The organism is Nostoc sp. CmiVER01 (assembly GCF_034531135.2).
Taxonomy (GTDB): domain Bacteria; phylum Cyanobacteriota; class Cyanobacteriia; order Cyanobacteriales; family Nostocaceae; genus Nostoc.
This window is the reverse complement of record NZ_JAVRBU020000014.1, coordinates 1-11,873: the sequence shown is the minus strand read 5'-3', so window position 1 is coordinate 11,873 and position 11,873 is coordinate 1. Positions and strand designations below refer to the sequence as shown.

The 11,873-nt window shown below is 42.2% G+C and carries 12 protein-coding genes, 1 tRNA gene and 1 pseudogene; 6 read left to right on the top strand and 8 right to left on the bottom strand.

Features of this window, described 5'->3' with window-relative positions; genetic code table 11:
- Positions 1-7 precede the first annotated feature (7 nt).
- From RMZ43_RS23650 to rfbD, 3 genes are all read left to right on the top strand, one after another.
- A complete protein-coding gene (locus RMZ43_RS23650) occupies positions 8-1,084 on the top strand; it encodes a glucose-1-phosphate thymidylyltransferase (RefSeq protein WP_322650983.1) in 1,077 nt (358 codons plus the stop codon).
- Between the two features lie 116 nt (positions 1,085-1,200).
- A complete protein-coding gene (gene rfbC, locus RMZ43_RS23645; RefSeq protein WP_322653272.1) occupies positions 1,201-1,746 on the top strand; it encodes a dTDP-4-dehydrorhamnose 3,5-epimerase in 546 nt (181 codons plus the stop codon).
- Between the two features lie 36 nt (positions 1,747-1,782).
- Positions 1,783-2,673 (top strand): dTDP-4-dehydrorhamnose reductase, encoded by an 891-nt coding sequence (rfbD, locus tag RMZ43_RS23640; RefSeq protein ID WP_322653273.1) that lies wholly within the window; start codon positions 1,783-1,785, stop codon positions 2,671-2,673.
- A gap of 73 nt (positions 2,674-2,746) precedes the next feature.
- Here rfbD and RMZ43_RS23635 read toward each other — a convergent pair whose 3' ends face one another.
- Positions 2,747-3,487: a 2-phosphosulfolactate phosphatase family protein gene (locus tag RMZ43_RS23635; protein ID WP_322650980.1), complete on the bottom strand. Its 741-nt coding sequence runs from the start codon at positions 3,485-3,487 to the stop codon at positions 2,747-2,749.
- 360 nt (positions 3,488-3,847) lie between these two features.
- On the opposite strand from RMZ43_RS23635, the gene RMZ43_RS23630 reads away from it, so the two are divergent.
- Together RMZ43_RS23630 and RMZ43_RS23625 are read left to right on the top strand one after the other, a co-directional pair.
- Positions 3,848-4,267: a BlaI/MecI/CopY family transcriptional regulator gene (locus tag RMZ43_RS23630; protein ID WP_322650979.1), complete on the top strand. Its 420-nt coding sequence runs from the start codon at positions 3,848-3,850 to the stop codon at positions 4,265-4,267.
- Positions 4,267-5,106: a M56 family metallopeptidase gene (locus RMZ43_RS23625; protein ID WP_322651043.1), complete on the top strand. Its 840-nt coding sequence runs from the start codon at positions 4,267-4,269 to the stop codon at positions 5,104-5,106. The genes RMZ43_RS23630 and RMZ43_RS23625 overlap by 1 nt, the downstream gene beginning before the upstream one ends.
- 121 nt (positions 5,107-5,227) lie before the next feature.
- On the opposite strand, the gene RMZ43_RS23620 is transcribed toward RMZ43_RS23625, so the two are convergent.
- The 7 genes from RMZ43_RS23620 to RMZ43_RS23590 form a co-directional block, all read right to left on the bottom strand.
- Positions 5,228-5,983, bottom strand: coding sequence for a hypothetical protein (locus RMZ43_RS23620; protein WP_322650978.1), 756 nt, complete (start codon positions 5,981-5,983; stop codon positions 5,228-5,230).
- A 313-nt stretch (positions 5,984-6,296) separates the two neighbouring features.
- Entirely contained in the window at positions 6,297-7,307 is a 1,011-nt protein-coding gene (locus RMZ43_RS23615; RefSeq protein WP_322653274.1) for a hypothetical protein, read from the bottom strand.
- Positions 7,308-7,453: 146 nt separating this feature from the next.
- Complete coding sequence (locus tag RMZ43_RS23610) at positions 7,454-8,635, bottom strand: aminotransferase class V-fold PLP-dependent enzyme (RefSeq protein ID WP_322650975.1); 1,182 nt, start codon at positions 8,633-8,635, stop codon at positions 7,454-7,456.
- A gap of 24 nt (positions 8,636-8,659) precedes the next feature.
- Positions 8,660-8,731 (bottom strand) — tRNA-Asn (locus RMZ43_RS23605).
- 156 nt (positions 8,732-8,887) lie between these two features.
- Positions 8,888-9,439 (bottom strand): NYN domain-containing protein, encoded by a 552-nt coding sequence (locus RMZ43_RS23600; RefSeq protein ID WP_322650974.1) that lies wholly within the window; start codon positions 9,437-9,439, stop codon positions 8,888-8,890.
- A gap of 323 nt (positions 9,440-9,762) precedes the next feature.
- The gene (locus tag RMZ43_RS23595; RefSeq protein ID WP_322650973.1) at positions 9,763-10,440 is read right to left on the bottom strand and encodes an ABC transporter ATP-binding protein; all 678 of its coding nucleotides are present in this window, start codon (positions 10,438-10,440) and stop codon (positions 9,763-9,765) included.
- 13 nt (positions 10,441-10,453) lie between these two features.
- Positions 10,454-10,726, bottom strand: coding sequence for a hypothetical protein (locus tag RMZ43_RS23590; protein ID WP_012410874.1), 273 nt, complete (start codon positions 10,724-10,726; stop codon positions 10,454-10,456).
- A 464-nt stretch (positions 10,727-11,190) separates the two neighbouring features.
- Here RMZ43_RS23590 and RMZ43_RS23585 point away from each other — a divergent pair.
- Positions 11,191-11,873: pseudogene (locus RMZ43_RS23585) on the top strand (photosystem II D2 protein (photosystem q(a) protein)); the annotation flags it as partial.

Genomic DNA, 11,873 nt, shown 5'->3' with positions numbered 1-11,873 from the left:
AATCTTTATGAAAGCACTAATTCTCTCTGGCGGTAAAGGTACACGCTTACGTCCCCTTACCTACAGTGGGGCAAAACAACTTGTACCAGTTGCTAATAAACCCGTTTTATGGTATGGCATTGAAGAAATGGTCGCTGCTGGTATTACTGATATTGGCATAATTATCAGCCCGGAAACTGGGGCAGAAGTGCAAGGAAGAACCGGAAATGGAGAATACTTTGGAGCGAACATCACCTACATTGTACAAGAACAGCCAGCCGGACTTGCTCACGCCGTCCAAGTCGCCCGTCCCTTTTTAGAAGATTCTCCCTTTGTCATGTACTTGGGCGATAACCTGATTCAATTAGGTGAGTTACGTTATTTTCTACAACAATTTAGCCAACAACAGCCAGATGCTTTGATTCTCTTACATTCGGTTGACAACCCTAGCGCCTTTGGTGTGGCTGAGGTTGATGAAACAGGAAGAGTATTACAGTTAATTGAAAAACCTAAAGTTCCTCCTTCGAATTTGGCATTGGTAGGGGTTTATTTCTTTTCTCACCTCATTTTTGATGCGATCGCCAATATTCAACCTTCTGCCAGAGGCGAACTAGAAATTACTGATGCTATTCAATACCTAATTAATCAGGAAAAGCAAATTTTAGCTTACAATCTCCAAGGTTGGTGGCTTGATACTGGTAAAAAAGATGATTTATTAGAAGCCAACCGATTGATTCTCGACACCTATTTAACAGCATCAGTTGTTGGAGAAGTTGATAGCCAAAGTCAGATTATTGGACGAGTCCAAATTGGTGCAAAATCTAAAGTAATTAACTGTACAATTCGGGGGCCAGTAGTCATTGGTAGCAATTGTCATTTAGAAAACTGTTTTATTGGGCCCTATAGTAGTATTGCTAACAATGTTACACTCATTGATACCGATTTAGAACACAGTGTAATTTTAGAAAGTGCTAGAATTTCTGGAATTCATCAGCGTATTATTGATAGCGTAATTGGACAACGGGCACAATTGGTTCTTGCACCACGTCGCCCCAAAGCTTTGCGATTTTTAATTGGCGATGACTGTCAAATTGAACTGACCTGATTTACTTATTAAAAATAGGACAAACCAAGATCAAAATTTTACTTAACAGTTGTAAAATATAAGCATTAAATTACTCTTACAATTGACACTGTGACAAATTACTAAAATTAATATTAATGAGTATTTTACATACTAAAATTCCCGAAGTTATACAACTTGAACCCCAAGTATTTAGAGACGATCGCGGTTTCTTTTTTGAAGCCTACAACCATCAAAAATTTGCTCAAGAGACAGGTATTGTGACGAATTTCGTGCAAGATAACCACTCTTACTCCAAACAAAATGTCCTGCGTGGATTGCACTACCAAATCCAACAACCCCAAGGTAAACTTGTCCGAGCTATTGTTGGCACTATCTTTGACGTAGCCGTAGACATTAGAAAAAGTTCTCCTACATTTGGGAAATGGGTAGGTCATGAACTCAGTGCTAAAAACAAACGCCTACTGTGGATACCGCCAGGCTTTGCTCACGGCTTTCTCGTGCTTTCAGAAATAGCTGAAGTTCTCTACAAAACTACAGATTACTACGCACCCCAAGGCGATCGCACAATTTTATGGAACGATGCAGATTTAGCTATAGATTGGCCTTTAAGTGCGCCACCAATTTTATCAACTAAAGACGAAGCTGGTAAATCTTTGAGAACTGCTGAAGTATTTGATTAAGCTTGATGATTGCGTTAGGCTCAAGAACTAATTAGGATGAGTAAATTAATTTTGCTGATTGGTAGCAACGGTCAAGTGGGTAAGGAACTGCAACAAATACTCCCTTACTATGGCAATATTATCTCAGTAGAACGTCCAACAGTAGACCTTGCCCAACCTGATACCCTTTGTAACGTTATCAGATCAAAACAGCCGCAAATCATTATTAACGCCGCAGCTTATACTGCTGTGGACAAAGCAGAAAGCGAACCCGAACTTGCTAGCGCTATTAATGCGATCGCACCCCTAATTATTGCTCAAGAAAGCCAAAAATTAGGAGCTTTTCTAATTCATATTTCGACCGATTATGTTTTTGATGGTAATCAGTATCGTCCTTACCAGGAAACCGATGCAACTAATCCCTTAAGTATTTATGGTAAAACCAAACTTGCTGGAGAAGAAGCAATTCAGGAAACTTACGCCCATCACCTCATCCTTCGCACTGCTTGGGTTTATGGAACCTTTGGCAAAAGTAATTTTGTCAAAACCATGCTACGACTAGGTGCAGAACGCCAAGAAATCCGCGTCGTCGCCGATCAAATAGGTAGCCCGACTTGGGCACAAGATATAGCCACAGTTATAGCCCAGCTAATTCCCCGGTTAACCCCAGAAATTAGCGGTAAGTATCACTACACTAATAGCGGCATTGCTAGCTGGTATGATTTTGCCGTTGCGATATTTGAAGAAGCACAACAGCTAGGCTTCCCTTTAAAAGTTGAACGTATTGTCCCCATTACTACCGCCGAATATCCCACACCAGCCCGTCGCCCTGCTTATTCTGTCCTTGCTTGTGAAAAAATCTCAGCAATTTTAGAAACATATCCGCCCCATTGGCGGCAAAGACTCCGGCAAATGCTTAGGGATTTGAAAATTAAAAATAGGCAATAGGGTATTGGACATTGGTTATTAAATTTCTTCCCTATAGCCTATAGACGCGATGAATCGCGTCTCTACAAATTTCCTATTTATTTTGACTTTTCAAAACTCCCGTTTCATGTTGTATTGGCAAAACATCTAAAATATCAGTTTGGGAACAATATTTTAAATCTTCGTGACAGTCAAGACGCAGCAATCGTTGACCGTGACTAGCTTGGTGAAGTAATCCTAATAAGTTATCTTGCCATTGAGAGTAAAGAGCGATCGCACTTATTACTTCATCATTACCAGCTAATTCTTCTGGTGACAACTGTGTTTGTTCTAAAAGACTATGAGCGATCGCACCTGCACAAACTGTATCTTCTAAAGAAAAACTGCCTTCCCAACCAGAACCAATAATCCATACTGTCTCTGGTTGCTTTTCTAAAAGGAATTGCACCACCGCCGCCCGGTTAATCAAGGCTGCTGCTAATAGATTTGGGGAGTCTTGTACCCTTTGTAAGGCACGAGTGCCATTGGTGGTACTAATAAACAAGCGACGCCCTTGGACTAATTCTGGTGTGCAGTCGAGGGGAGAGTTACCCAACTCAAAGCCAGCTACTTTCGCGCCACCGCGTTCTCCAGCTCGCAGACGTTTTTCAGAAGGCCATTTTTCGCTTACTTCAATTAATTGATCTAAATCGCTGAATACCTGTACAGCTTCGCCTCCAGCTGCCAAAACTGTCGCAATTGTGCTAGTGGCTCGCAAAACATCAACTGCGATCGCACATTCTGGCGCTTTACCCGTTGGAGTTAATTCAGGAGTGTGGTATACGAATAGCTTCACGCGCTGGATACACCTAGTTTAATACTACTACCGCAAATTACATTCTACCTAGTTGGTGTCACTAACTATAATCTCAATTTTTTCCAGAGGATTTTTTACCATTCAAAAGCATAATACTATGTCATTTAATGCATAAAGGGGGCTAAGGAATAAATCTGCTGGGGTTTTAACAAAATTTTAAGAGTCCCTAATAAATCCTCAAAAAGCCCATTTTTTATTTGAATAGACTTCAGACTGCTGCACTATCTTATAATCTAAAACAAGAACAGACTTATATTTATGGGGAAAAACTTACTGCTTCAAGGTTACAGCGCAAAGAGACGGATATTCACTTACTCCCCACTCCCCATTGAAATTGCTATGGCACCTTTACCCGACTACCGTCCTAAACAACTATCTTTAGGCCCATTAGAAGCGGAAATCTTAAATATCATCTGGGAACTTGGTTCAGTTACAGTAAAAGATGTACACGATCGCATTCTGGCTGACCCCAACCGGGAATTAGCGTATACTTCTGTGACTACTGTCTTACGTCGCCTCACTGATAAAGGTTGGCTAGCCTGCGACAAAAAAGAGCGAGCGTTCTACTGGCGGCCAATGCTGAGTAAACAGCAATCAGATGTCATCAAAGCTCACGAACAGTTACAGCGATTTCTGGCAGTGGGGAACCCCGATGTTATTGCTGCTTTTGCTGATAGCTTAGATGAAGCAGCTAGTGAGCAAATAGCAGCGATCGCTAAACGCATTCAATCAGCACGACAAGCCAGGGAGGAAGAATGATGCATCTAATAATGATTTTGAATGCTTTAGCAGTTGCCTGGTGGCTAAGATCCGCTTGGAGTCAACGCCAAGCTAATTGGAATGTGCGGTGGCAGCGAGCGCTATTTTTGTTCCTTTTCCCGCCCTTGCTAATTTTTATGACTGCGATCGCTGTCCTCTTCATGGGCCCCCAAGGACAAATGGGTGGGATGTACACAGGCTCAGTCAGCTATTTACTAGCATTAATTTATTTGGCATTTTTTGCCATTTCATGCATTAAACTGGCCTTTCAGGGTTTGCAATCTGTAGAATCTGCTCGTAACTGTCCTGTGGTGAATTTGGGGAATAAACGAGCTAGGTTACTGCAAACGGGCGCGTTGTTTGCAGGTCAAATCGGTTTTTGGCAACCAGAACTAGTGGTTAGCCAAGGATTAGTGCAAACTCTCTCATCGGCTCATTTAGAAAGCGTCTTAGCCCATGAGCAAGGACATCACTATTATAGGGATACATTCTGGTTTTTCTGGCTGGGTTGGGTGCGTTCCTGCACTGCATGGTTGCCGAATACAGAGCCTTTGTGGGAAGAACTGTTAGCTTTGCGCGAACTTCGTGCTGACGGTTATGCAGCATTGCAAGTAGATCCTCTGGTGTTAGCAGAATCACTTTTATTAGTAGTTAGTAGCAGCCCCGTTTTATCGGAGATTTGCTGTGCTGCATTAGGTTCCTCTGGTGCAGATCGCTTAGAACAGAGAATAGAAGCTTTATTAGCGCCACCAAAACCAATCCAAGAACCTCAATTGCAGTCCTGGCATGGTTTTCTTTTGGCGTTATTGCCTCTAGTAGCTGTGATATTTCATAGTTAATAAGTAATTTGGCCTAAATAAACTGTCGCGTCTGTTCAAAATGCAAATATCGACGCGATCGCTTATTATTCCTCAAGTACTAGGCAAGAAAGTAAGCGATCGCTTTTTTTGGTTTTTTTAGTTAACAAGCAAGTGACATCTGGTCGCCGTAAAATCGTTTAAGACGAGGAAATAACTGATTTTTCCAGCAGTTAGCCAAGTCTTTTAGTTCAAGAGTAAAAACAGTTGCATCTGTGTAAGGGTGGGCAACAACAATTAGTGCATGACTAATTTCCAGATTGTAAAAGTTCCGAACTGCCTTGACCTGGGCAGTTATTTGCTCTAACTTATTACCGAGAAATGCTAACTCAGAAATAGGCTGCGTGCTTGATGTCCACTCAATTACATGAAGTATTCCATCGTATTTGCCCATAAAATCTAGCTTGGCAGCATAGGGTAAAATTCCTTTCCAAGGAACTACCTTTTCTACAAGGTGAACTGCACTAATTTTTTCTAAAACTGGTTCTATGCTACGCCGATAAGCCTTAATGCGATCGCAGTAGTGTGCCAAAGGCTGATTATTAAAGTGCTGCTCCATCATTTTATGAAAAGATGCTCCCTCAGTACGATTTTTATAGGCAATCCAATCTGATTCTCGTTTATCTAGATTTTGCCACCGTTTTGTAACAGTAGTAATTTTCTTAGAACAAGTGGTGTTAAACACTGTACCTATAGCTGGACGAAGTTTTCCGTCAAATTCATCCTGGTAGAAGGATAGACCATTAAGCAAAATGGGACGTTGAAGATTTAACTCCAGTTGTTTATATTCTTCCAGTTTTTGCCCAAACGAGGATAAAGGCTGAAAAAGCCCAGATATATTGTGCTGTTGGTAATTCATATTGAACTTTGATGTTTAAAAGATGAACTTTCCCTGATTCATCAGAGCTAAAGGATCTTTCTTTAGACAGTGATGCTCTTAGTTGGAGATTCACCATCAATGCGTAGATTTTTAGGAAACTCAGCATTTAGGTTAAACAGAAATATACCCCGGCACTTGAGGAAGTATGAAATGTTTACCTGCACTACATTAGGTGAGTAAACGCCAGATTCCTGACAGCACAAAGCAATGCTGCCATTTTGGAAGAACTTTTGGAAATTTTAATGTTAGCCGTTTTGACAAAAAGCTAACAAAATCCATTTGTTAGTTTCGCTTATTTTGTTAGCCGTTTTTTTATTTGCTCTACTAGCTGTTTACGTTGTTTGGAAGATAATTTTGTATAGCCATAAGAATCAACGTAGTAGTCTTCCTTCATCAGCCATTTGGCTACATCTCGCCCCAAATCAGTAATTTTTATATGGGTACTGTACTTAGGAGCCGCTATCTTATTAGACTTTCGAGGTAAATTTTTGTAATTATTCCGAATAATCAAGCCCCGATTTTCTAGTCTCTTGAGAGAGCGAGACAGATCAGAACGGTCAGATGATGTATATTCACCTGAGCTTTTATTCTCAATATTTTTTTCATAAAAATCTGATGGATGAAGCCACCACGGAAATCCCAAATCATCAATGTAATGAGCAATGTCAGGATTATCAACCTTAATATCTGCTTCTTCTACTACTTGCATCCTAAACTCTAAAACGCTCAAAATTCTTTTTTGTAAACGGCTAAGTTTTCGAGTTCCTTTTCTAACTTGTGGACTATCCAAGCATTTGTTTATCTCAGCAATGCTCAATGTAGCTTCGCTTTCTTTTGGCAATTTTTTGACTGGAAACACTGAGCCTTGTGTATCAACCAAGTTGGCTATTCTGTAACCTAAGTAAGTAAGTTTGATTGCTGTGGTGCGCTTAGGTGGGGGAGTATCGGTAGATAGCCGAGGCTCACAATTGTAATTATTCCGAATAATCAAACCACGATACTCTAACTTTGCTAGGGATTTAGACCAAGAAGCTCGCTTGGATGATGACCATTCTGATCCTTGCCCAAAAAATTTAAAAAATGGTATCAAAATTTCTCTATTGTTTCCTGGCTTCCAAGGAAATCCCCATATACTAGCTTGTCTAAACCATTCTGGTCTGTGAGATTCTTTTGCTGCTGAATACCAAATTTTTACCTCATCCAATAGAACAAGCAAAATAAATTTCTGTTGAGGACTAAGTTTTTTAGCAGCCGTTTTAGCTTCTAGACTATTTAGGTCTTCGTTCCACTCTGGTAAATTCACGGCAAATTAGCCTCCATACAGGTTGCTCTGTGCCTTGAATATTTTGGCACAACTGTATTGCTACTTTTATACCCTGTACCCCAGAATGATAAAACTTTGGATTACTTTGAACTAACAATCAGTGCGAGGAGATCGCTTCTACTTGCTCATCTATTTTTCAACAACTTCAGAAGTGCTTTTGCCAAATACTCATACTGCTCTAAAGTATTGTAAATCTGCGCCGAAAGCCTTACCAACAGCCGAGGTTTTTCCTGCCACGGTATCAATTGCACTTGAATACCAAACTTATCAAACAACTCATCATGTATAGACATAAAATCGCGGTTTTCCAAAGTCGTAGGCATTGGCACAACTGCCATTGAACCAATCATTTCCTCTGGACAAGGCGGCTCCACTCCCAGCGCTTCACAAAGTAGCTGTCTTCCCTGCAACACTAGCTGATGATTTTGCTGCATCAATTGTGTCCACCCACCAGGTAGCAACGAACCCATAAAAGCGATCGCTTCCGGTACACACATATAAGCTGTAGGATCGTCTGTACCTGTCCAGTCAAATTCCAACTGAAAGCGGCTTTTATCAGTACGCGGCGAATTTGTACCGTGGCTAATTGTTAAGGGACGAATTTCTGACTGTTTATCTCGTCGCACATACAAAAATGCTGCTCCTTTTGGGGCACACAGCCATTTATGACAATTCCCAGTGTAATAAGCTGCGCCAATTTCTTCCAATTCGAGGCGAATCATTCCAGGTGCGTGGGCACCATCTACCAATGTATCTACACCTCTTTGTTGCAACTCCTTCGCCAACTCTTGAATCGGGAAAATTAACCCTGTCTGGCTGGTAACATGATCCAAAAGTGCTAATCGTGTTTTTGGTGAAACTCGCTCAATTACTGCTGCGATTACTTTCTGTGGTGAGTCAATAGGAAAAGGAATTTTTGCCACTACCACCCGCGCACTAGTGCGACTGGCAATAAAATCAAGTGCATTGCGGCAAGCATTATATTCGTGGTTCGTTGTAAGTATTTCATCCTCTGGTGAAAACGTCAGCGACCTTAACACCGAGTTAACACCAGTGGTTGCATTGGGGACAAATACCAAATCTTGGACATCAGCACCCACAAACGCCGCCAGCTTACTTCTGGCATCGTCTAGCAAAGGTTCCCACTCCCTACCAAAAAAGCGTAGGGGTTCCTCTTCGAGTTGCGATTGCAAACGTTGTTGAAACTCCAGCACTTGTTTAGGACAAGCACCAAAAGACCCATGATTCAGAAACGTCACGGTCGAGTCAAGCGACCATAAACCTCTGACGGATAATCTAGAATCCAAAATTTAAAATCCAAAATTGATAAACTCCCCAGGCCGGATTCGAACCAGCGACCAATCGATTAACAGTCGATCGCTCTACCACTGAGCTACTGAGGATCACTCACGATTTATAATCATAGGGCTAAAAATAGTATTTGGCAAGTACTTTCGCCAATATTTTTTTAGATACTTATTTTTAGATACTTAATTTATAGAATTTTTGCAGCCAAAACCCATTCAGGAACTTAAGCAGAGACTTTTAAATACTAATATCTACTGTAATCCCATTCGTAATTCAGCTAGACGCTGCCGCGCCTTAGCATCAATGGCATTAGCTAAAAACCTGCTCTTAGATTGTTTGCGCGTATGATACTTTTGTCGCATCCGGCAGACGGTAGCTTCTACTTCCCCACAGAGTTGTTGTGCCGATAACCATTCAGCCCCATACCCTTGTATCATCAACTGCTGTGCCCGATCTGATGTAGCAACAATTACACGAGAAATCAAAGATTGGGCTATTTGCTGCCGCATAGATGCACAAGATTTTTCAATATAAGTATCTGCGGTCTGTCCAAAATCAGTGTAATAAACAGATAAAAGCTCAGTAATAATTTCTTTATTACTAGAGCAATTCTGATATTGGGCATCAAAAACTATCTGAGTTGTGTAACCTTGAAACGCACTATAACCAGTCATGGCTTCCACAAGTTCGCCCCGTGCGGCCTCTAGTCCAACGCTATCACGCGTTTTTTTAAGGCAAGGCCAAGCGCCTATTATATTGTAGCCGTCCACTAACAAAACGGCTTGGAGTAAGGAACGGGGCATGGTTTTTAATCACAATTTTCTAGAGTTAACAAAATTCATTCATAAGTTTTATAATAATTGACGCATAGTGTGTAACACTATGCTACATAGAATAAAAAATACGGCAGCCTCATAAACTTAAAACCTAAGACAGACGTACCTACTTAAAACGCGCCTTTTAAACAAAGGCGCGTTGCAGTTCATTTTCAGTAGTAATGATAGCTAAGAGTAGTGAGTAAAAAGACCACCTATAAAGGGTGGAGCATGTCTGGCTATGAAAGCCTGAGTACTTTTTACTTTACTCAGCACTGGCTTAATGCCCCGCTACCGCTAACAGCACTCAATTAAGAGGCTTCGCTGTGTACCTCCATTAGACGTTGTTTAAGGCGTTGAGGTTCACCCCTATCTACCAGAGAGCCTTTTTCTAGTAAGAAAGCGCCGTCACAGTAATTTAACTCGTCTAATCGATGTGTCACCCACAGAGCTGTAATACCTCGGCTTTTGACAAGGCGGCGCACACCAGCCACTAAATCCAACTGGCTATCAGGATCTAGTAAAGCAGTGGGTTCATCTAATAATAAGACTTCACAGCGACGGGCGATCGCACCAGCGATCGCGACTCGCTGTTTTTGTCCCCCAGAGAGTGCGTAGATAGGGCGTCGTAGGAGAGAAAGCAAATTCACTGCTCCTAGCGCCTCTTCAACCCTAGCCCTAGTCGCAGCAGGTGGTAATTTCTCTTCCACTAATCCAAAAGCCACATCAGCACCAACCGTTGGCATCACCAGTTGATGATCTGGATTTTGGAAGACAAAACCAACAGGGTGCAAAACCCGAATTTCCCCAGACTCAGGAGCTAATAACCCCGCCAGTAGTCTGAGTAACGTTGATTTACCGCTACCATTTGTACCCAACAGCATCCAAAACTCGCCCTTGGGTACTTCTAAAGAGCAAGATTTGATAACTTTCTCTCCATTAGGCCAACTGAAATTTAAATCCTTGACCTCAATGCCCACTTGAGCCATTTCTCAACCTTGCTTACTCAGCAGCTACAGCGAAAAAGCCAGGTGGCCTACCACCACCAGGGGTTGTACCATCTTTCTGAACAATCTGCACCCCAGAAATTTCACTAGCACGGACAGCAATTTTTTTCTCTGTCTTGCCCTCGCACTTGAGTTCCACAATGTCAGGGTTCCCAGAGCGGATTGCTGCCAAAATCAACTGATAAACAGCCTCAGCATCCTCTGCTGACTTACGTTGTACAGAGATAGGGAAAGCAGTGTTTCTGATGCTTAAATCGATGGTAAACATTTAGCAATAATCAAATTTAACTGTGGACTCATTTTAGCGTCAGCTGACTGATTCTAGGGAAATGGGAAAGAGGCAGAGGGGCAGAGAGCAGGGCGCAGGGAGAAATGACTCCATCAAAAACTGTCATGAAATGAAGGGGGAATGGATCTGAATCCCCCACTTCAATAAGTGTGCTTATCGTAAAGAGGGGGAAGCTAACGCAACAACAGGTGAGAGCGAATCTCAATTCTTGTCTATCTCCCCTGCCTCCTGCTTTCCACTCACACCTCATCTGAATCATAAATAAATTTTTATTACAAAACCTCTAGAAAAATTAACGATTTACACCTAATATAATTAAAGGTGTGTAAAAAATTGTAAACTAGGTTAACAACCCGGTTAACTTTCTGCTTATAGAAGGCTTTTATTTAGCCATCTATAATACAGATACAACCTGTACTTATAACATTTGGAGATTTGCTCTAATGACCATCGCAGTTGGACGCGCCCCCAGTAGAGGGTGGTTTGACGTATTAGACGACTGGCTCAAGCGCGATCGCTTCGTATTCGTAGGTTGGTCAGGGATACTATTGTTTCCTTGCGCCTTCCTAGCACTAGGCGGTTGGCTGACCGGTACCACCTTCGTCACCTCTTGGTACACCCACGGGTTAGCCTCCTCCTACCTAGAAGGCTGTAACTTCTTAACAGTGGCAGTATCCACCCCCGCCGACAGCATGGGACACTCACTTCTGCTGTTGTGGGGCCCAGAAGCTCAAGGCAACCTCACCCGTTGGTTCCAATTGGGTGGTTTGTGGCCATTCGTGGCGTTGCACGGAGCCTTTGGTTTGATTGGCTTCATGTTGCGCCAATTTGAAATTGCCCGTCTAGTAGGTATCCGTCCTTATAACGCCCTCGCCTTCTCTGCTCCCATTGCAGTATTCGTCAGTGTATTTCTGATGTACCCCTTGGGACAATCTTCGTGGTTCTTTGCACCCAGCTTTGGCGTAGCTGCTATTTTCCGGTTCCTACTATTCCTGCAAGGGTTCCACAACTGGACACTCAACCCCTTCCACATGATGGGTGTTGCGGGTGTATTGGGTGGTGCGCTACTGTGCGCCATTCACGGTGCCACAGTCGAAAACACCTTGTTTGAAGACGGAGATGGTGC

Coding starts and splice junctions, on each gene's coding strand:
- RMZ43_RS23625 (WP_322651043.1), top strand. CDS start 4,267: ATGCATCTAATAATGATTTTGAATGCTTTAGCAGTTGCCTGGTGGCTA.
- RMZ43_RS23600 (WP_322650974.1), bottom strand. CDS start 9,439: ATGCCCCGTTCCTTACTCCAAGCCGTTTTGTTAGTGGACGGCTACAAT.
- RMZ43_RS23620 (WP_322650978.1), bottom strand. CDS start 5,983: ATGAATTACCAACAGCACAATATATCTGGGCTTTTTCAGCCTTTATCC.
- RMZ43_RS23630 (WP_322650979.1), top strand. CDS start 3,848: ATGGCACCTTTACCCGACTACCGTCCTAAACAACTATCTTTAGGCCCA.
- rfbD (WP_322653273.1), top strand. CDS start 1,783: ATGAGTAAATTAATTTTGCTGATTGGTAGCAACGGTCAAGTGGGTAAG.
- RMZ43_RS23595 (WP_322650973.1), bottom strand. CDS start 10,440: ATGGCTCAAGTGGGCATTGAGGTCAAGGATTTAAATTTCAGTTGGCCT.
- RMZ43_RS23590 (WP_012410874.1), bottom strand. CDS start 10,726: ATGTTTACCATCGATTTAAGCATCAGAAACACTGCTTTCCCTATCTCT.
- rfbC (WP_322653272.1), top strand. CDS start 1,201: ATGAGTATTTTACATACTAAAATTCCCGAAGTTATACAACTTGAACCC.
- RMZ43_RS23650 (WP_322650983.1), top strand. CDS start 8: ATGAAAGCACTAATTCTCTCTGGCGGTAAAGGTACACGCTTACGTCCC.